We start from the raw sequence: 19,059 nt of genomic DNA, 5'->3' as shown, positions 1-19,059 counted from the left end.
ATGGTTACAGGTCCTTACTTGAAGAAACGCCCGAGCTCACCTTGGATGAGCGACGTCTTTCCATGTCGTCCTGCTTCCTTCAATTCATTTTTCAGGAGTTTATACAATTCGCCGTCAGATAGTTCCGGGCGCGTCTCGACGACGCTCTCCGCAACGCGTTCGCGTTTGACGAGATCGTTTTCAAAAATCAATTTGATCCCTGCGATATTCAGTCCCTGATCCAGGTATTCCTTGATCGACAACAAGCGATCGACATCGTTGAACGAATAGAGGCGACGCTTCGTCTCTGTCCGCTCCGGTTTGATCAGTCCTTGTTCTTCGTAGTATCGGATCTGGCGGGCAGATAACGCGGTCAACTCTTGAACGACTCCGATGGGAAATAGTGGCTTGGACTGGCGTGATGAGTCTGCCATGTGGTTCCTCCTTTTTCCTTACTCCATGAGAATAAACCTCTGTCAGGCAACTTGTCAAGCGATGTAAGAAAAGTTAACACAACTTTTTTAATCACTTTACATGAAGTCGTTCAGAGGTCTTTTCACGAGATATTCTAGTATTAAACGTTTTTTTCTGGAATTAATTGTTTTTCCATCAAGTGATTGACGGCTGAGATGATGGCAATCTTGACGTGGCTATACGTCAAACCACCTTGGACGTACGCGGTATAGGGCGCACGGATCGGACCGTCCGCTGACAACTCGATCGATGAGCCTTGTACGAATGTTCCTGCTGCCATGATGACATCGTCCGCATAGCCCGGCATATAATCCGGAATCGGTAACGCATGTGCGTTGACGGGTGAAGCAGCTTGAATCGCCTGACAGAAGGCAATCATCGGCTCTGGCGCATGGAACGAGACTGATTGAATCAAATCCGTCCGGTCTGCCGTATGATGCGGTGCCGTGTCAAAGCCGAACTGACCAAGCATGCTCGACGTGAACATCGCGCCCATCAACGCTTGGCTCACTGTATGTGGTGCCATGTAGAAGCCTTGATACATATCCGGAAGTGCGGATAACGATGGACCGGCTTCGGCGCCAATCCCTGGTGTCGTCATCCGGAACGACGCCCGTTCGATCAAATCAGTCCGACCGACGAGATAACCGCCGGTCTTCGCAAGTCCACCACCCGGGTTTTTGATTAACGATCCTGCCATCAAGTCCGCCCCGACGTGTGTCGGTTCGATCGTCTCGACGAACTCACCGTAGCAGTTATCGACGAAGATCAAGACGTGTGGATGGACAGCTTTGATGGCGGCGATTGCTTCGCCGATCTCGTTGACCGGTAGACTGCGTCGTGTCGCATAGCCTTTTGAACGCTGGATCCCGACGACCTTCGTCTGTGGCGTGATCCGTTCGAGAACGGCCGGTACGTCGATCGTCTCGGCGTTTTTCATCTCGACGACATCATACTGGACGCCCAGTTCCTTTAATGAACCGCGTCCGTCACCACGAATTCCGACAATCTCTTCGAGCGTGTCGTATGGTTTTCCTGTGATATAAAGCAATTCATCGCCGGGTAATAACAAACCGAACAATGCGATACCGATTGCATGGGTTCCGCTGATGATTTGCGGACGACAAAGACCGGCTTCCGCACCGAAGACATCGGCATAGATCCGTTCGAGCGTATCGCGTCCTTCATCGTTATAGCCGTAACCTGTTGACGGCATGAAGTGAAAATCACTGACCTTGTGACGTCGGAACGCATCGAGGACACGGAATTGATTGTATTCCGCGACCTCTTGCGCTTTCTTGACGTACGGGGCAATCTGTTCCTCCGCCCGATCAATGAGCGGACGGAGCGTTTCGTAATGGGTTAATTCTGAAAACATGTTTACACCTCGTATTGTTTCAATGTCGCGTATAGACGCGTATCTTTCCGCAAGTAACCTTTTAAGATGACAGAGCCATCCTCTTCGAACGATTCCTTCAAGTTCATCATGACTTCCTTCGCCGGATTGTAATGGGCGAAACCATCAACCGGGATGCGGATTTCGAGATACTCGAGGATCTCGCTGATCGACCGTTCGATTTCTTCGATCAAACGCTCGATGTCCTGCGGATCAAGGGCAGAAATCAGTAGCTTCCCGCCTGTGAACAAGCGGTTCAGTTGATCCTTCTTGTTATAGACTTCAAGCTGCGGAATGTCACCGGCACCAAGTTCATCGAGAACATCGTTCGTCGTCTGCATCTGATTCAAGTAATGCTCACTCGACGCATCAACGACGTGGAGGATCAAGTCAGCTTCTAGCACTTCCTCTAGGGTCGAGCGGAACGCCGCGATCAACTTCGTCGGCAGATCCTGAATGAACCCGACCGTATCCGTCAGGAGGATTTGACCGCCTTCCGGCAAATCAACTTGACGTGTCAACGGATCAAGCGTCGCGAACAACTCATCCTTCTCGTACGTGTCGGCTTGAGTCAACCGGTTGAAGATCGTTGACTTACCGGCATTCGTATACCCGACAAGGGCGATTTGGAACGTCTGGTTCTCTTTACGACGTTCCCGGTAACGGGCACGGTGGGCGACTGAGGTCTCAAGTTGTTTTGAGATCTCATCAACGCGACGACGGATATGACGGCGGTCCGTCTCGAGTTTCGACTCACCTGGTCCACGTGTTCCGATTCCGCCACCAAGACGTGACAGTTGTGTTCCCTGCCCGGCAAGCCGTGGTAACAAATAACTCATCTGTGCCAGTTCGACCTGCAATTTCCCTTCGCGTGACTGGGCACGTCCAGCAAAGATATCGAGGATCAACTGCGTCCGGTCGATCAATTTGATCGCTTCCGGGTCCGACAAGGCGATCCGAATATTTTTCATTTGACCGGGTGTGACCTCGGCATTGAATATGATTAAATCAGGTTCAAGTTCGTCTGCTAAGGCAACGAGTTCCTCGACCTTTCCTTTTCCGATGAACGTACGGCGGTCAATCGCTTGTCGTTTTTGATCCAAACGACCGACGACGACACCATGCGCAGTCGTTACGAGTGCTTCGAGCTCCGCGACCGATTCTTCATAGACATGGTCCGGGACACCGGGGAGCTGGCAACCAACGACGATGACGCGTTCTGACATAATATCATTCCTTTCACGAGTAAAGACGTACTGCGCCCCTTATCATACCACAGCCACCGGTTCGTCTGAACTTTTTTGGACAGGAAACATCCGTTCGGTTTATGATGGAAGAAACACCATGAGGAAAGGGAGGAAAACGATGGCACGCGAACAGTCGTATACGCTTCCAGAGTTCATTGAACGCTACCTGTTTTATCTAACAACAAGTGGACGGCAACTTTCGACCGTCCGGCGCTATCGCTATGATCTCATCGAAGTCCATCGCTATATGACCGATGTCGACCAACCACTCGAGACGATCGACGATTTCAAGGCGATCTCAATCGAGACGTGGAAGACGTTCATCAATGAGTACTTGATCGAAGAGAAACTCTACCAGCAAGCGACGGTCGCCCGAATCGTCACCGTCATCAATCAAGTCAATTACCAGATCCGGCAAACGAAAGCGAAGCTGATTGAATACGCACAACCGACGCACGAACTGACGGCAAAACATGTCGCTTCCTTCAAGGAATACGAGCAATTGGTGCGGACGAATCAATCCGATCGCGGCTTAACAGAACATCAATTGAAGGCACGTCCGTTTTTAATCGATCGAAACGAACTGATTCTCCGGTTGTTTTATCGTTATGGTCTACGTGTTCATCACATCATTGGTTTGAAGATGCATGACCTCAATTTCGCCCAGCAAGAGATGACCGTTCACGACCGGCTCGGTAATCGTTACCTGCTTCATCTCGAGCGGGAAGATCAAGATATCATGTTGCGTTACTTGAAGACGATCCCAGAGCCAGTCCGCCCCCGTTATCACAGCACCGATCCGTTTTTCGTCGCCTTCGACTTCGCCCGGATGACGTTCCGCTGGGTCTATAGTAAGAATGCACCAAAGCAATTGTCGATCGTCATGATCACAAAGATGATGCGTCAGCTGAATGAACGGTCGGACAATAAACGGATCTTGACGCCGTCGATGTTACGCAACAGTTTCATTTTAAAAACGTATCAGGACGAGATGACGAAAGAAGAACGTCTGCAGAAGACGTGTCTTTATAAGGATGTCTCACTCCGACGTTATGAAGAAGCGGTTGAGAAACTGACGCCTTTATTGTAAAAAATTCATCAGCTTGGATGTGACATGCATGACGATTCGAATGACTTATGATCAAGAAGCAAAAATGGGATATCTATATCTCTTCCCAGAAACATTTACTCCCGTAATTGAAGACACCGACGAGCTAGAAGAAAATGCATTCCTTGGCGTAGACGTTGATCAAGAGGGACGAATCATCGGGATTGAATTTTTTGATAAGGAAGCAGATCTGATTCGTGACGTTCATGCCGATGCATTCCTTTATGAGGAACAAGCAGATCGTTTCTCGCTCCGATTGCGAAACACGATTCCGAAAAGTACGTGTCACCTTCAGGGCGTTACGTTCTACTTTGCTGAACCCTACCATACCGGATTCATCGGACTTGATATCCTCGACTTAGAACGGTACCCTGTCGACGTTCTTCGTACGCTCGCTCAGCCAGCCTATAAATAAGGCTCCTTTTGATATCAAAGCGGTGTGCTCTGTGTTCCAGGGTGAAATAACGAAGGAAGAACGCTACAAGAAGTAACTTTATTTTATATAGTAAAGCTTAATCCGACGTTATGAAGAGAGAGTCAAGGCAGTGACACAATTACTATAATGATAAAAATTATGTTTATTAACGTAAAAAATCCTCTTGTTATGGTTACAAGAGGATGCTTTGTTTATTAAGATCAGTAATTTCTCAAAACGTAAAAAAGAACGCGCTAACCATATACGGTGGGGTTAAAACGCGTCTTTACTATTCGACTAATTAAATATACCAATAAAAAACATATTTTGAAAGTTATTTTTTACACAAATTGACTAATATCGATATACGATACAAAAAAAGACGACCCCCCGGTCGTCTTTTTCATTAGCGAGAGACTTCTTGTGTCTCTTCTTGTTCATATAACGTCACGTTGCGCGCTGGTGCGAACGTCGAGATCGCGTGTTTGTAGATCAATTGCTGTTTGCCTTCCGACTCCAAAATGACTGTGAAGTTGTCGAATGACTTGATTAGCCCCCGTAATTGATACCCACTGATTAAGAAAACCGTTGTCGGGACTGCATCTTTCCGTAATTGATTTAAAAAGACGTCCTGAATGTTGTATGTCGCTTTCATGATTCCCCGTGCCCCCTCTTTTTATCTGTTTCTGTCTTCGGGCAACTCTTATTTAACCGCTTTCAGAAACTCTACAGTTCTATCATAGATAATTTTGAACGTTTCTTCAAATGAAAACTTTCCCATATCCACCCAAACGCCATCAAATTGATGACGGAACCACGTCAATTGACGTTTAGCGAAGCGTCGTGTGTTTCGTTTTAGCATGTCGACGGCAGGATCGAGTGGTGCCCCGTCAAGGACCGGTAACATCTCTTTATAACCAATCGCTTGTAGCGCCTTCGTCTGACGATACCCGGCAGCGTCAAGACGCGCCACTTCTTCAAGAAGCCCACTTTCGACCATCATATCTACCCGTTGATCGATCCGGTCATACAAGCGATCCCGGTCTTCCATGTGTAGGACGAACAGTAGACTCTCATAAAGTGCTGGCTTACTACCGGTTGTTTGTGTCTGACCGGTCCGTGCGACCTCGATCGCCCGAACGACCCGCTGAATGTTATTCGGATGAATCGCTTCGGCGCGCACCGGATCAAGTTCCTTCAACTGGTCATGCAATGCATTCGCACCGTGCGTCGCCGCGTACGCTTCGAGTTCAGCACGCAAAGCTGGATCTTCCGCCTGCTCGGTGAACTGGTAATCATATAAAATCGACCGGATATAAAGTCCTGTTCCACCGACGATGATCGGTAGCTTACCCCGACTTGCGATCTCATCGATCGTCGCTCGGGCAACCGTCTGAAAACGCGCTACACTCATCTCGTCGTCCGGTGTCACAAGATCAAGCAGATGGTGCGGCACCCCTTCCATCTCTTCGGTCGTCACTTTTGCTGATCCGATGTCCATGCCTTGATAGACTTGCACAGAGTCTCCCGATAACACTTCACCGTTTAATCGTTTGGCTAGTTCAATGCCCGTCTTCGTTTTTCCGACTGCCGTCGGTCCGACGATGACGATGACTGGTTGTTTCTTCATTTTTCTTCACCCATTCTCTATCTTTTCATTCTGATTCGAGTGTACCACAGCCACTTCGATGGATTAAAAAATTCAATGAAAAAAACCGCCCATTCTGGACGGTTCCTGCTTGCTCGTCTTATACGCGACGGATGAAATCGTCATAAATGGCACTAAAGATGCACCACCCACAAATGACGACACCTGTCAGCATGATGCCCCAATCTGCCATGGTCGTTCCTCCTCTAGTCATCGTTATTCTCTCTTTTGACGGTTTGAACGGTTTGTAAACCCTTTCGAGCAGGTTTGACACCAATTCTTGGAATCAGTATGATAAAAGTACGATTGGTACGTAGCGCGGAGGCTGACCTGCATCGGCTTCCTATTAGAGGCACTGCCTCTCGATTCCATGTCTTGTGCTTGCACGAGGCGACATAGGGAGAATTCGTTCTTCCAAGCGACAGGTCCGGCATCATGCCCGGGCCTGTTCTGCGTGCCGGTACATTATTACGAAAGGAGCCGATTATCGTGCGTATTCAAATCATTGGTGGATCAGGTACCGGAAAAAGTACACTGGGCGCCTTCATCGGGCAAGCTGAACAGATTCCCTGGATTGATACCGACCATTATCTGTGGAAAGATACGACGTTCACTGAAAAGCGAGACGTCTCCGAGCGCTTTTCCATGTATGAAGCAGATCTTATGTCTTACAACGATTACATCGTCTCCGGTTCTGTCTTCGCCTGGCATCCGGACGGTTTCATCGATCGGGACTTGCTTGTCTTCCTGTCGCTCGACGAATCGGTTCGGATGGAACGACTCATCGCGCGCGAAAAAGCACGATACCCAGATTTTACGGGCTCCAATGAATTTCTTGACTGGTGCCGGACGTATCACACGGCGACGGACCCATCGATGATCGGTACGTTCGTAGAACACCAGTATCAGATGGACCAGTCGATTTCCCCGATTCTGATAGTAGATGCTTCGTTATCGACACAACTTCAGTATCAAAAAATAATCGAGACATACGATCGTTTGTCGCTTCAGCCATGAAAAACGGGTCCCCCTCTATAGGTGGACCCGTTCGTCTTAATACATATCTTTTTGTGTGAAGTTCCAGAACGCAACGACTAGTGCCGCGACCGTCCAACAACCGAGGACGGCAAGGGAGAACGGAAGCGTCATCCCTTCGATCGGTGGTGCTTGTCCATCGAGATAGTTGATCAGTCCGAAGTTGACGTTGACGAGATATTTCGAGCTCGTCCAACTTGAACCGAGTGTCGTCAGTAACGTACCGGAAATCAAGACTGCCATCATGATCCCGATCCCCGTCGCTGTGTTTTTGACGAGAACAGAGACCATCAAGGCGATCGTTCCGACGACAGCTGTGACGATCCACGCTAGACCGACTGCCATCAAGAGGTACTCCCACATCGGTAACGTATGCACGAACTCGGTTGAGAACGTACCGCTCGGTGAAGCTTGGAAACCGGTCAAGATCGGTGCGGTCCATCCGTCATAGCCGAGGACGATCCCGGATATCGCGTAACAGACGGCAACGGTCAATGCCATCAGCATCGACGTATAGAGTAACACCGTCAACCATTTCGCCATCAGGATCTTCCAGCGCCGAACCGGTCGCGACAGCAATGTCTTGATCGTTCCATCATTTTGCTCCCCACTGACGATATCCGCCATGATGACGATGATGAACAGCGGTAAGATCAACGTCAATCCTTGCGAGAAGAATATCCGGATGAACGTCGGGGCTCCCGGATAGTTCGGGTTGATGTCGTTATCGAGATAATACTGATTTTGTTTCAGATCGAACTCAAGAAACTGACGGAACTCATCTTGAATACTGCTGGAAGCAAGACGGTTCTGCGTGTCGACGATGTCTTGTTGTAACTCAACCCGCCAATCGAGCGTTCCCTGCTTTTTGATCTGTTCTTGGATGTCTCGGTACTGTGCGTACGTAAACATCGAGACGAGGACGATCAAAATGATCGCAACGACAGCAAAACGACGTTTTGAAGCGATTTTCGTCACTTCATTTCGAACGAGACCGATCATGTTCGGATTACGCAATGTGATCGCCTCCCGTTAACGTGATGAACAGATCTTCGAGCGTTTGGACTTTCCGTTCAATCGTCCAGACTTCGACACCTGCTTCGAGCAACTTTTTGTTGAGCGCTGGTGTCTTGCTTGCATCCATCAAAGTATGAACCGTATTCGCATCGACGACTTCGGACACTTGGACTTGATCCGATGCTGATAAAATCTCATTTGCCTTAAAGGCATCATCGACACGCCAGTCAACGCCTGGTGCGAGCGACTCGACCAGTTCCTTGACCGTTCCGACTTGAACGATTTTGCCATAACTCATGATCGCAACTCGATCGGCAAGCATTTCGATCTCAGCCAAGATATGACTCGAGACGAGGACCGACAGTCCCGTTTCCTCGACGAGCCGGCGGATGAATTGACGTAAATCCCGAATCCCCATCGGATCGAGACCATTCGTCGGTTCGTCGAGAATCAAGACGCTTGGTCTTCCGAGTAATGCTTGTGCGATTCCGAGACGCTGCCGCATCCCGAGCGAGTATGTCCGGACTTGATCATCAACACGCGCCGTCAAATCAACGAGATCGATGACTTCCTGAATCCGGGCATCATCGACATTCGGTAACATCCGGGCAAAGACTTGTAGATTTTCGCGACCCGTCAAATACTTATACAACTCTGGATTTTCAACGATCGAGCCAATCCGCTCCATCGCTTGGACGAACTGTTTGCGGACGTCGAAGTCACAGACCGTGATTTTACCGGACGTCGGTTTGATCAAGCCGACGAGCATCCGGATCGTCGTCGTTTTTCCTGCCCCGTTCGGTCCAAGGAAGCCAAAGACTTCACCTGGTTGAATCTCAAACGAGATATTATCAATGATCGTCTTTTTTCCGATCACCTTTGTTACACCCTCTAATTTCACTGTTGGTTTCACGTCTCTCACCTCTTATTGTCTATTCTAGCGGAATAATGAATCATTTGACTTGTCAGAACACTTCATTTCCGCACATTCTTTCAACTTTTGCTACAATCAGGTTAGAACCTAGAAGGAGGAACGTTCATGAAGCGATTACGCTGGCCCCTGTTTTTAACCGTCTCACTCGTTTTGACGGCAATCTTTGGATACGGCTTCGTCAGTGCCTATAGTGACGTCGTCAACCCACCAAAACGTGCCGTCCTGACACCTACGAAGGAAGAGCCTGTCAAAAAAGGCGGGACGTACGTCGCGCTTGGTGATTCCTTGACACGTGGTGTCGGAGCATCAAACGGCAATAGTTACGCCGCAATCGTCGGTCGCGATCTTGTCAAAGATAACAAGGTCGAGCGCTTCCAGAATCTTGCCGTCAGTGGTGCCCGGACGGAAGATTTACTGAAACAACTCAAACAAAAAGAAGTCCTACGCTCAATCGAACAAGCAAAAGTCATCTCGGTGACGATTGGCGGAAATGACTTATTCAACCGTGGTGAAGGCGTCGCAAACTTCAATGCGAAGAAGACAGCCGAAACCGTCACGACGGCCCAAGCGAACTTGAAAAAGACGTTCAGTATCCTACGAGAACAAAATCCGGATGCTGTCATTTTCTACGTCGGGCTTTATAATCCTTTCCGCGCGACGGAAAACGGTGAAGCATTCGATGCCATCGTTCAAGATTGGAATGCAAAATCGCGGACGCTCGGTATCGAGTACGATGTCGAGATCATCGACACATTCAATCTCGTCCGTGACGTCAAACGTGATTTATCGAGTGATCAATTCCACCCGAATGATTCTACCTACGAAGAGATCGCAAAAGCTTCTTTACTTGCTGTCAACAAACGTTTCTAACAATAAAAGCCGCCATTTAGGCGGCTTTTTGTTCCGATTCATTTCAGACGTTTCGCAAGTGCGACGAGGCCCCATTGGAGCGGCAACCGCGTCCAAAGCAACCAAGACGGAAGACGTTTTCCATTAATCGGCTTCGGATTGACTGCCATGTTGACGTTTGCGGGTAAGACTGCATATAAGAAGGCAGGAAGCGTCTTACGAACGAGGTGTACCCCTTTACCTGTCAACAACATGACACCGTAAGCGATTTCGATGACACCTGTCACTTGAACGAAAAAGCGCTTGAACGGAATGAACGACGGCATGATGCTGACGAATCCCTTTTCATTACGGAAATGACCAACTCCCGCAAACAGTAATCCTGCTCCATAGACTAGACGCAATAGCATTATGTTCCACACTCTCTTTCTGTTAATGAAATATATGTTCGAGACAGCTTCAGTGTATCGAACTGACCTGATTATCTCAACTTTTAGAAATTGTCGTCGAATTATGGGGAATGATGAGTCATTTCGGAATGTCTCCCGTAATCAGAGAAGAGATTGCTTCATTTGCTATGATGAAGTCAGAAATCATACAGAGAGGAATGATGACTTATGGCTGGAAAAACGAAAGCACTTTTACCTGGATTGACTGGAGGCATCATTGGCGCGGTCTTGACGGCTACGGTTGCCTTTCCGATCCTACTCGATCAAGAACAACAGGTCGCTGATACCCCACTTTCAAATGGTATGCCAAAACAAGTCTCAACGACGACGAATGATCCGGTGACGAACGCAGTCGCCACGGCTCAAAAATCTGTCGTGACCGTAACGAACTATCAAGCGGGCAACTCGATGTCGCAACAAGAAGCAGCGGCTGGTTCAGGGTCCGGTGTCATCTATAAGAAAGAGGACGGTAAAGCATACATCATTACGAACCATCACGTCGTCGATGGGGCATCAAAACTCGATGTAACGTTGAATGACGGCAAGACGCTCTCGGCTAAACTGCTTGGTAGCGACGAAACCTATGACTTAGCTGTGCTTGAAGTGGACGCAAGCGATGTTCCAGGTGTCATAACACTCGGAAAATCAGCGGACTTAAAAGCCGGACAAACCGTCCTCGCAATCGGTAACCCGCTCGGTGAGTTCCAAAACTCCGTCACACGCGGAATCGTCAGTTCGAAAGACCGGACCGTACCGGTCGATACGAACAGTGACGGACAAGACGACTTCAATACGACAGTCATTCAAACGGATGCTGCCATTAACCCCGGGAACTCGGGTGGTGCCTTGATCAATGAACAAGGACAACTCGTCGGAATCAACTCGATGAAAATCGCTGAGTCTGGTGTCGAAGGTGTCGGCTTCAGTATTCCGATCGATGATGCATTACCAATCCTCAAACAGCTTGAAACAAACGGTAAAGTTGAGCATCCGACGCTCGGTGTGTCCTTACAAGACGTCGCGGCGTTCCCTGCCGGTTATCTAAAAGATCAAGTCAAACTACCAGACAGTCAAAAAACAGGTGTCGTCGTCATGTCGGTCGAACCGAACAGTCCAGCTGCTGCGGCTAAACTGAAAACAGGTGATGTCATCACGAAAATCAATGACTCCGAAATCAAAGCATTCGTTGACATCAAAACGGCACTGATCAAATCAGATGGACCGCTTTCTTTGACGATCATCCGTGATGGGAAAACGATGACGGTCGAAACCAAAACAACGACGACCGACCAGCTGTAAAGCTTCAGCCTGACGTTTCGTCCGCCTTCCTTTTCGGGTATTGTTTTAGAACAATATCGAATTGGGAGGCTTTTTCTATGTATGATTTAATCGGCATTGGCATTGGTCCGATGAATTTAGGATTGAGTGCACTTGCGCATCCGACAGATTTAAAGACGTTATTTTTTGACGAAAGCGAACAATTTTCCTGGCATCCCGGCATGATGATTCAGGACTCGATGATGCAGACGAGCTTCATCTCCGATCTCGTCACACTCGCCGATCCGACAAGTTCGTTTTCCTACCTCAATTACTTACGATCGATTCACCGTCTCCACACGTTTTACTTCTATGAAAAACTTCTGATCTCAAGACAAGGTTACAACGATTACTTACGCTGGGTCGCGACACAACTTGAAGATCTCCGCTTTTCGACACGCGTCATCGACGTGCAAGACACCGGTGATAGTTTTGAAGTCCTCGTCGAAGATGTCTTAACCGGCAAACGCGAAACGTTCGAAGCACGAAACGTCGTCATCGGCACTGGGTCAAAACCCGCCATCCCGGATACGTTTGACGAACGCGTCACCCATAATACGCAATATGTCATGAACAAGGCAGATTTACTTCAGCGCAACAAAATCAGCATCGTCGGCTCCGGTCAAAGTGCCGCCGAGATTTTCCTTGATCTCTTGACGACGCCTGCTTCAGAGCGTCCTGAACTCGAGTGGATCGCGCGTTCGACACTGTTTGAGACACTTGAGACCGGCAAACTCGGAGAAGAAATTTTTTCACCGAGCTACGTCACGTACTTCAACCAACTTCCACTCGAAGTACGTCAAGAATCGGTCAAGAAGTTCGCCCGCTCTCAGAACGGTATCAGTCCGGAGACCCTACAATCGATCTACGCCCATCTCTATGATTTGACGGAAGAGGAACAACGACAGGTCGCGATCCGCGCAAATCTCGAAGTAAAAGAGATTACGTACGATGAGCGGTTCACGATTGCGATGCAACATCAAGAACTTGAGGACGAGCGCTCGTCTGAAACAGATGCCGTCATCGCGGCAACTGGTTTTTCGCCATCCCTTCCGAGCTTCATCGACCGACTTGATATCGTGTTCGAAGCACCGAATGCCTGGAAAGTCGATGCCGACTACCAAATCGTGCGTTCGGTCGAGACAGCCCATCATCTTTACGCAACTGCTAATTTAGAGCTGTCACACGGTCCGGCTGCGGATAATCTCGGGATGTCCGTCTCGCGGAACCAGTTGATCTTAAATGCGGTCGCTGGTACGGAACTGTATCCGGTCGAGCGACATGCGACGTTTACGACGTTCGATTAAGTCACTAAACCAAACGAACGAGGAATGGCGCGCGCCACTCCTCGTTCGTTTTTCGTTTTACGGTTTTTTCGTCAACTCTAGTGCAGCCAGCAATAATAACGTGGCTTGAACTCGTGTCACACCTGTTTTAGCAAGCAACAAATGAAAGGCAATCAACCAGTTGACCTCGTCTGAAAATCGATTCCGTGCCCGCTCCCGGTCGACGATCCGGGTCACGTAAATCCAGTCGACACGTTCCATTGTAGGCAGTAACGCAAGAATCGGCATTAAACGATCCCAGATGATGATTTCTCTTCGCTCTAACAGTTCCCGCCACGCAATGATTCGTTCCTGTTGCGCTGAAGGATCTGGATGCGCCGCTAAGATTTGCGCCGTAATGACACGTTCACTCGTCCGTTCCATATATTGCGCGAGCCATTCTTCCGATGTATCGACACGCTCTAAAAATTCCTCTGGTAATGGCTGCTGTTCAAGCAAGGTCGATGTCACGACGTACTGTTTCGCGGCATTCAAATGAGGTCGTGTCGCATGCAATCGTTCCATATAAGGGAACGCATCAATTCCTTGTCGCCGGTTCAGCACTTCGTTGAGTGCAAAAAATGGGCGAACTCCTTTATCACGAATCAAACGATGTTTAATCTTCTTTTCCGCAACGATGATTTCTTCGATGAGAACATCGGGATCCGTGCTATTCAATTGAACATGGGCAACGAGCAACGGTGTATAGCGGCTCCGAAGTGCTGAAAAACGCGATGTCTTATGTTTGATCGTCCGCATCAGCCGTTCGTAGACAGTTTGTTCAAAAACGGTATCATGAATCGTGTAGGACAGTGCAAAAAAACGATGGAAATCATGTGACGTCTCTTCCCGCAAGACGGGATAACTCTCATCATAGTTCTCACAGAATTGACCGTACATCCTTCCACCTCGCCTTCTTTTCTATAAATCGTTTTCCCTAAAATTGGCTTGTACAACCTTATTTTTAGACGAACAAAAAAAGGCGACAGAACATGTCCGTCGCCTCTCATTCTTTCAATTCGATTCAAACTCGTTGTCTCTCTAACAAACGGGAGAAGTAACCACCTTGATCCATTAGTTCATCATGCGAGCCTTCTTCGACGATGCCGTCCTTCGTGACGACGAAAATCTTATCGGCATTTCGAATCGTTGCTAAACGGTGGGCGATAACGAGCGTCGTCCGGTTCTCAGACAGTTCGGCAAGCGATTCTTGAATCAGTGCTTCCGTTTCTGTATCAAGCGCAGACGTCGCTTCATCAAGAATCAGAATCGGCGGGTTCTTGAGGAACATCCGCGCAATCGCGAGTCGTTGCTTTTGTCCACCCGACAATTTGAGTCCCCGTTCGCCGATTTGTGTCGCATACCCATCAGGTAGATCCGCGATCATCGGACCGAGATGGGCACGTTCTGCCGCTTGCACGATGTCTTCGTGCGTCGCATTCAAATCACCGTAGGCGATGTTTTCAGCGATCGTCCCTGAGAACAAGAAGACATCTTGCTGGACGATCCCGATTTGTTGTCGCAGAGACTCCTTCGTCATCTGCCGGATATCGATTCCGTCAATCGTGATTGCGCCATCTAGAACATCGTAAAAACGTGGAATCAACGAACAGATCGTCGTCTTCCCTGCCCCTGATGTTCCGACGAACGCGACGGTCTGACCCGGTACGACTGTCAGATTGATATTCTCTAGAATGAGACGATCGGCTTCATAACCGAACGCGACATCCTTGAATGTGATACCACCGTTCAACCGATCAACGACGAGTGCGTCTGGCGCATCCGGAATCGATGCATCCTCATCAATCATCGAGAGGAAGCGTTTGAAGCCAGCCATCCCTTTTGGATACATCTCAAGTAATGCGGTGATTTTATCGATCGGCTTCAGCAAGATGTTCATATAAAGAATGAATCCAACGAGCTCTCCGGCCGTTAAAGCTTCGCGATACGTCAAGTAGGCACCGACGACTAAGACGGCGAGCGTCATCAAACGGGTCGTCAAGTAAATGCCGGATAGACTCTTACTCATGACCTTGTAGGCATTGATCTTCGACTGCCGGAACGTCGCGTTGTCTTTTTCAAAACGCTCGATTTCGTAAGCTTCGTTCGTGAATGACTGAACGACACGGACACCAGAGACACTGTCCTCGACGCGTGAATTGACTTCCGCGATGTTACCATACATCCGGTCCCACGATTTATTCATCCGGACGTTCGCATAGCTGATCAGCCAGATCAGGAATGGTACGGCGATGATCGTCACGAGCGCGAGCGGCACGTTGATCGTCAACATGATCGAGAATGCACCAAGCAATGTCATGACGGCAATGAAGGCATCTTCCGGACCGTGATGGGCAAGTTCCCCGATATCAAACAAATCATTCGTGATCCGACTCATGATATGCCCCGTCTTCGTATTGTCGAAGAAACGGAACGACTGTTTCTGCACATGGCTGAACAGTTGACGACGCATATCGGTCTCGATATTGATCCCGAGCTTATGTCCAAAATAGTTGACGACGAATTGCATCAACGTACTGATGATGTAGAGCGCTAATAATCCGACGCTGACGAGGATGATCCAGTTCATCTCACCGTTTGGCAACAAGGAGTCGATGAACCACTGGACAGCGAGTGGAAAAGCAAGTTCTAAAACCCCGACGAATAAAGCAGATATGAAATCGAGCCAGAATAATCGTTTGTGCGGGATATAATACTGATAAAAACGGCGTAACATGTGTAGCCTCCTTTCGGGTACTTCTAGTGTACTTGAACTTTTTTGAAAATACTCATTCTACCTATTCGTTTTTTTGAAAAACGGTATTACAGTTTTCCAGACAAAAATTATATTTTTAAATCAGGGGAATCAGCGCTTTTTATGACAAAATGGTAACAACGATTTTACCTATCTATTGGAAGGAGCTATGTCACGTGAAAAAGACTGTTCTCGCCCTCACGACGCTCGCTTTGATCGGTACCACGGTTCCGGTTTCAGCCGCGTCAACGACACTGACTTTGACGGATAACGTCAACATTCGCACGGCTGCCTCGACTTCCGCGAAGGTCATCACGACGCTAAAAAAAGGTACGAAGCTGACAGCTGTCAAGAAAGTCAACAGCTGGTATGAAATCCGCTATCAGTCCAAACCAGCCTTCATCACTTCAGCATATGTCAAAGCGACGACGGAAAAGGCTCCAACAACTACGACTTACATAACGAATACCGATGCCGTCAATATTCGCCAAAAAGCAACGACAAGTTCGAAATCACTCGGAAAACTAGCAAAGAATACAATCTTATCTGTTAAGAAAAAAACAGGAGATTGGTACCAAATCACGTATAAAAAGCAAACAGCCTATGTCCATGCGACGTTAGTCAGCAAAAAGACGTCGAACGTCACGACGGATTCAAAACCACCCGCGACGACTCCCGTCAAAAAAGTCGTTAAAGCGGTTGATCGATCGAAAGTCTACACGGTCAATGCGAAGGAAGGCTTGAACGCACGGACTGCTGCAGCGACGAACGCAAAAATCTACAAGACATTACCGCATCAGACGGTTCTCGATGTCACAGGTGCCGTTGATTCGTGGTACCAAGTCAAGCTTGACGGAAAAGAAGCATATGTCGCTTCGACCTATGTCAAAGCTTCAACAAAAGCATCACCACCAACAACACCGACGACTCCCGGAGTCTCTTTGACGCCGGTTGATGCCTCGAAGACGTATCGCGTCAATGCACCTACCGGACTGAACGTCCGTACGTTGCCTTCGACGTCGTCTAAAGTCTTCACACAAGTCGGACACGGTTCGACAGTCAATGTCACGGGTGAAACGACAGGAAAAGATAGCGGCTGGTACCAGATCAAGATCGGAACAGGTCTCTACTATGTTGCGAAGAGTTACATCACGACAGGATCCGTCACGACGACGCCTCCGGTCACTCCGACGACACCTCCTGTGACGACCGTTCCTGGTTCGACATTGATGGAACGTGCGATCTCGATTGGTCAACAATATCTCGGTACACCATACGTCTGGGGATCAAGCAGCCCCGTTAATGGTGGATTCGACTGCTCTGGATTCGTTAACTATACGTTGAATGCCGCTGGCTATGCAGTCGGACGAACGAACGTCAACGGCTACTGGAACGATGATCGGTACCTCGGAGCGAAGTTATCAAAATTACGTCAACCGAAGCGCGGCGATATCATCTTCTTCGAAAACACATATGCTGCTGGTCCGACGCATATCGGGATCATGCTGAACAACGATCAGTTCATTCATGCCAATACACCGGCACTCGGCATCAGCCGTGTATCGGAACGTTACTGGACACAAAAACTATTAGGATTTAAATCACTTTAATCATCTCCTTATCCACCCCTCGGGGTGGATGTTTTTTGTCTGACCACCCTTCTTTAGGATATACTGGATATGGAAAGGATGTGTCCTCATGTCTTACAAAACACTTTATGTCCGACTTCTCTTTCTTGCCTTATTGATTTTTGGTGGCTCGATGCTCTTGCATTATATCCAGACGGGAGACGTCTATATCGGTCACTTGATCGTTTCCGTCGCCGCATGCGTCTTATTGATTTTCAGAAGAACGACATCCTCACACGAACAGGCATGAAGCGCACTCGCTTCATGCCTGTTTTTTCGTCATTGAACCTTAACCAATGCTTGTATCTCTCGCTCAAGATCGTCTTTGAGGCGTTCGCTTTGAAGATCATCCTTCAATCGAATGACATCCTCCAGCCGTTCCTGACCAATCCCTCGTTGCATCGCCAGTACGAGCGTCTGTAGCATCATCGCTTGGTCAAATCCACTCGCCGCAAGCCACGCATCTTGCATCTCCCATATCTTATCGACGCTCTGCTGAAGCGTCTGATTCGGTAATTCGATGCCATTGACAAGGAGATGGACTTCAAGTTGTCCGATGTAATGCTTCGCGTCATCGATCGCTACAGTGACGAGTTTTTCCCACGCCATCTGCATGCCGTCCGTATCGTTTTCAAAAATCGCGATGAGTCCTTTCGTCAAATCGACTTCGATTCGTCCGACGGCAGTCGTTTCACTAAATGCAAAAAACTGCTCCAATCGATCAAACTCTTGCTGTGATTTTTCGACTTCCCCTTCTAGATATAAAAACAGTCCGAGAAAACGTTGAAACGAAATGACATGATAATAGACATCTTGCTCCCGCATATACTGAACCCCTTCACGCAATAAGGCGATCGCTTCTGTATAGTGATCATCGAACAAACTTGCTCGGAGCGCACGCAAGATTTGGAAATTTAAATAGGTTTTTGGCGCCAGTGGAATCTCGCGTGGTACATCCATTGCTTCGATCAGCTCATACGCTTCCTTTGTCCGTTTGAGATTGAATAAAAAATAGACTTTCGAGATCTGAACGAGCAACTGCTCATCTTGACGACCGAGATGTTGAAAAATCCGCTCTGCTTTCTCATAATATATCAAACCAAGCTCCGGGTCAGACGCTCGGAGGGCATCGCCGTATTTATGATAGACCTGCCCTTGCCAATAGGAAGTCGTTTCCGGAACCAAGTAAGGTTCTAGAAGTTCCTGAATTTTTTCGTCTGAAAAATATGGGGTATGCCGTGAACGGATTGTTTCGATGAGTTCCCGCATCTGAACATCTCGCGGATCGAGCATTAATTCTTCGACTGTCACCTGTAATCGCCTAGCAATCGCCTGTAATGCAGGTACAGACGGTGTCGCTTTCCCGTTCTCGACCATACTGAGCATTGACTTCGTGATGATGCCGGTCGCAACATCCGTTTGCGTCATTTTTTTCTGTTTTCGGATCTGTTTGATACGTTCCCCTAACACACTGGTCACTCCT

Annotated in this window: 19 protein-coding genes; 8 read left to right on the top strand and 11 right to left on the bottom strand. The window is 48.4% G+C overall.

The window, feature by feature from the left end; translation table 11 throughout:
- Nucleotides 1–14: 14 nt before the first annotated feature.
- The 3 genes from AC3B4V_RS02170 to hflX form a co-directional block, all read right to left on the bottom strand.
- Entirely contained in the window at nucleotides 15–413 is a 399-nt protein-coding gene (locus tag AC3B4V_RS02170; protein WP_023467758.1) for a MerR family transcriptional regulator, read from the bottom strand.
- A gap of 140 nt (nucleotides 414–553) precedes the next feature.
- Nucleotides 554–1,831, bottom strand: coding sequence for a methionine gamma-lyase family protein (locus tag AC3B4V_RS02165; RefSeq protein ID WP_488377626.1), 1,278 nt, complete (start codon nucleotides 1,829–1,831; stop codon nucleotides 554–556).
- A 2-nt stretch (nucleotides 1,832–1,833) separates the two neighbouring features.
- Nucleotides 1,834–3,075 carry a GTPase HflX gene (gene hflX, locus AC3B4V_RS02160; RefSeq protein ID WP_034785946.1) on the bottom strand — a complete coding sequence of 414 codons (1,242 nt, stop codon included), beginning with the start codon at nucleotides 3,073–3,075 and terminating at the stop codon, nucleotides 1,834–1,836.
- 139 nt (nucleotides 3,076–3,214) lie between these two features.
- Between hflX and AC3B4V_RS02155 the strand changes: the two genes are divergently transcribed.
- Complete coding sequence (locus tag AC3B4V_RS02155) at nucleotides 3,215–4,186, top strand: tyrosine-type recombinase/integrase (RefSeq protein ID WP_488377625.1); 972 nt, start codon at nucleotides 3,215–3,217, stop codon at nucleotides 4,184–4,186.
- Between the two features lie 28 nt (nucleotides 4,187–4,214).
- Nucleotides 4,215–4,619: a DUF2283 domain-containing protein gene (locus AC3B4V_RS02150; protein ID WP_488377624.1), complete on the top strand. Its 405-nt coding sequence runs from the start codon at nucleotides 4,215–4,217 to the stop codon at nucleotides 4,617–4,619.
- A 406-nt stretch (nucleotides 4,620–5,025) separates the two neighbouring features.
- Here the strand turns inward: AC3B4V_RS02150 and hfq are convergent, their stop codons facing one another.
- On the bottom strand, nucleotides 5,026–5,274 hold the full coding sequence (hfq, locus tag AC3B4V_RS02145; RefSeq protein ID WP_023467753.1) for an RNA chaperone Hfq: 249 nt from the start codon (nucleotides 5,272–5,274) through the stop codon (nucleotides 5,026–5,028).
- A gap of 48 nt (nucleotides 5,275–5,322) precedes the next feature.
- Nucleotides 5,323–6,249, bottom strand: coding sequence for a tRNA (adenosine(37)-N6)-dimethylallyltransferase MiaA (miaA, locus tag AC3B4V_RS02140; RefSeq protein ID WP_029341237.1), 927 nt, complete (start codon nucleotides 6,247–6,249; stop codon nucleotides 5,323–5,325).
- Between the two features lie 507 nt (nucleotides 6,250–6,756).
- On the opposite strand from miaA, the gene AC3B4V_RS02135 reads away from it, so the two are divergent.
- Entirely contained in the window at nucleotides 6,757–7,284 is a 528-nt protein-coding gene (locus AC3B4V_RS02135) for a P-loop NTPase family protein (RefSeq protein WP_488377623.1), read from the top strand.
- Between the two features lie 36 nt (nucleotides 7,285–7,320).
- Here the strand turns inward: AC3B4V_RS02135 and AC3B4V_RS02130 are convergent, their stop codons facing one another.
- Together AC3B4V_RS02130 and AC3B4V_RS02125 are read right to left on the bottom strand one after the other, a co-directional pair.
- Entirely contained in the window at nucleotides 7,321–8,319 is a 999-nt protein-coding gene (locus AC3B4V_RS02130) for an ABC transporter permease (protein ID WP_034785942.1), read from the bottom strand.
- Entirely contained in the window at nucleotides 8,312–9,232 is a 921-nt protein-coding gene (locus tag AC3B4V_RS02125) for an ABC transporter ATP-binding protein (RefSeq protein WP_488377622.1), read from the bottom strand. Before AC3B4V_RS02125 ends, AC3B4V_RS02130 begins: the two co-directional genes overlap by 8 nt.
- A 126-nt stretch (nucleotides 9,233–9,358) precedes the next feature.
- Here AC3B4V_RS02125 and AC3B4V_RS02120 point away from each other — a divergent pair, with 126 nt between their 5' ends.
- The gene (locus AC3B4V_RS02120) at nucleotides 9,359–10,123 is read left to right on the top strand and encodes an SGNH/GDSL hydrolase family protein (RefSeq protein ID WP_488377621.1); all 765 of its coding nucleotides are present in this window, start codon (nucleotides 9,359–9,361) and stop codon (nucleotides 10,121–10,123) included.
- A 38-nt stretch (nucleotides 10,124–10,161) separates the two neighbouring features.
- On the opposite strand, the gene AC3B4V_RS02115 is transcribed toward AC3B4V_RS02120, so the two are convergent.
- Nucleotides 10,162–10,512: a DoxX family protein gene (locus AC3B4V_RS02115; protein WP_488377620.1), complete on the bottom strand. Its 351-nt coding sequence runs from the start codon at nucleotides 10,510–10,512 to the stop codon at nucleotides 10,162–10,164.
- A 207-nt stretch (nucleotides 10,513–10,719) separates the two neighbouring features.
- Between AC3B4V_RS02115 and AC3B4V_RS02110 the strand changes: the two genes are divergently transcribed.
- Together AC3B4V_RS02110 and AC3B4V_RS02105 are read left to right on the top strand one after the other, a co-directional pair.
- Nucleotides 10,720–11,850, top strand: coding sequence for a S1C family serine protease (locus AC3B4V_RS02110; protein ID WP_023467745.1), 1,131 nt, complete (start codon nucleotides 10,720–10,722; stop codon nucleotides 11,848–11,850).
- Between the two features lie 77 nt (nucleotides 11,851–11,927).
- Nucleotides 11,928–13,175, top strand: a complete 1,248-nt coding sequence (locus AC3B4V_RS02105) for a lysine N(6)-hydroxylase/L-ornithine N(5)-oxygenase family protein (protein WP_488377619.1) — start codon at nucleotides 11,928–11,930, stop codon at nucleotides 13,173–13,175.
- 57 nt (nucleotides 13,176–13,232) lie between these two features.
- Here the strand turns inward: AC3B4V_RS02105 and AC3B4V_RS02100 are convergent, their stop codons facing one another.
- Nucleotides 13,233–14,093, bottom strand: a complete 861-nt coding sequence (locus AC3B4V_RS02100) for a DUF4003 family protein (RefSeq protein ID WP_195865433.1) — start codon at nucleotides 14,091–14,093, stop codon at nucleotides 13,233–13,235.
- Between the two features lie 124 nt (nucleotides 14,094–14,217).
- Nucleotides 14,218–15,930: an ABC transporter ATP-binding protein gene (locus tag AC3B4V_RS02095; RefSeq protein ID WP_488377618.1), complete on the bottom strand. Its 1,713-nt coding sequence runs from the start codon at nucleotides 15,928–15,930 to the stop codon at nucleotides 14,218–14,220.
- A 194-nt stretch (nucleotides 15,931–16,124) separates the two neighbouring features.
- Between AC3B4V_RS02095 and AC3B4V_RS02090 the strand changes: the two genes are divergently transcribed.
- Entirely contained in the window at nucleotides 16,125–17,558 is a 1,434-nt protein-coding gene (locus AC3B4V_RS02090) for a C40 family peptidase (protein WP_064300211.1), read from the top strand.
- Nucleotides 17,559–17,646: 88 nt separating this feature from the next.
- The gene (locus AC3B4V_RS02085) at nucleotides 17,647–17,826 is read left to right on the top strand and encodes a hypothetical protein (protein ID WP_174316089.1); all 180 of its coding nucleotides are present in this window, start codon (nucleotides 17,647–17,649) and stop codon (nucleotides 17,824–17,826) included.
- A 29-nt stretch (nucleotides 17,827–17,855) separates the two neighbouring features.
- On the opposite strand, the gene AC3B4V_RS02080 is transcribed toward AC3B4V_RS02085, so the two are convergent.
- Complete coding sequence (locus AC3B4V_RS02080) at nucleotides 17,856–19,046, bottom strand: helix-turn-helix domain-containing protein (protein ID WP_488377617.1); 1,191 nt, start codon at nucleotides 19,044–19,046, stop codon at nucleotides 17,856–17,858.
- Nucleotides 19,047–19,059 lie beyond the last annotated feature (13 nt).

The organism is Exiguobacterium sp. E17S (assembly GCF_057772545.1).
The sequence above is the reverse complement of the archived record's forward strand: the minus strand, read 5'-3'. Positions and strand labels throughout refer to the sequence as shown.

Bases quoted from the DNA above. Each gene is read 5' to 3' on its own strand.
- AC3B4V_RS02095 (WP_488377618.1), bottom strand. From the start codon at position 15,930: ATGTTACGCCGTTTTTATCAGTATTATATCCCGCACAAACGATTATTC.
- AC3B4V_RS02150 (WP_488377624.1), top strand. From the start codon at position 4,215: ATGACGATTCGAATGACTTATGATCAAGAAGCAAAAATGGGATATCTA.
- AC3B4V_RS02085 (WP_174316089.1), top strand. From the start codon at position 17,647: ATGTCTTACAAAACACTTTATGTCCGACTTCTCTTTCTTGCCTTATTG.
- AC3B4V_RS02120 (WP_488377621.1), top strand. From the start codon at position 9,359: ATGAAGCGATTACGCTGGCCCCTGTTTTTAACCGTCTCACTCGTTTTG.
- AC3B4V_RS02110 (WP_023467745.1), top strand. From the start codon at position 10,720: ATGGCTGGAAAAACGAAAGCACTTTTACCTGGATTGACTGGAGGCATC.
- AC3B4V_RS02115 (WP_488377620.1), bottom strand. From the start codon at position 10,512: ATGCTATTGCGTCTAGTCTATGGAGCAGGATTACTGTTTGCGGGAGTT.
- hfq (WP_023467753.1), bottom strand. From the start codon at position 5,274: ATGAAAGCGACATACAACATTCAGGACGTCTTTTTAAATCAATTACGG.
- AC3B4V_RS02155 (WP_488377625.1), top strand. From the start codon at position 3,215: ATGGCACGCGAACAGTCGTATACGCTTCCAGAGTTCATTGAACGCTAC.
- AC3B4V_RS02165 (WP_488377626.1), bottom strand. From the start codon at position 1,831: ATGTTTTCAGAATTAACCCATTACGAAACGCTCCGTCCGCTCATTGAT.
- AC3B4V_RS02105 (WP_488377619.1), top strand. From the start codon at position 11,928: ATGTATGATTTAATCGGCATTGGCATTGGTCCGATGAATTTAGGATTG.
- AC3B4V_RS02100 (WP_195865433.1), bottom strand. From the start codon at position 14,093: ATGTACGGTCAATTCTGTGAGAACTATGATGAGAGTTATCCCGTCTTG.
- hflX (WP_034785946.1), bottom strand. From the start codon at position 3,075: ATGTCAGAACGCGTCATCGTCGTTGGTTGCCAGCTCCCCGGTGTCCCG.
- AC3B4V_RS02170 (WP_023467758.1), bottom strand. From the start codon at position 413: ATGGCAGACTCATCACGCCAGTCCAAGCCACTATTTCCCATCGGAGTC.
- miaA (WP_029341237.1), bottom strand. From the start codon at position 6,249: ATGAAGAAACAACCAGTCATCGTCATCGTCGGACCGACGGCAGTCGGA.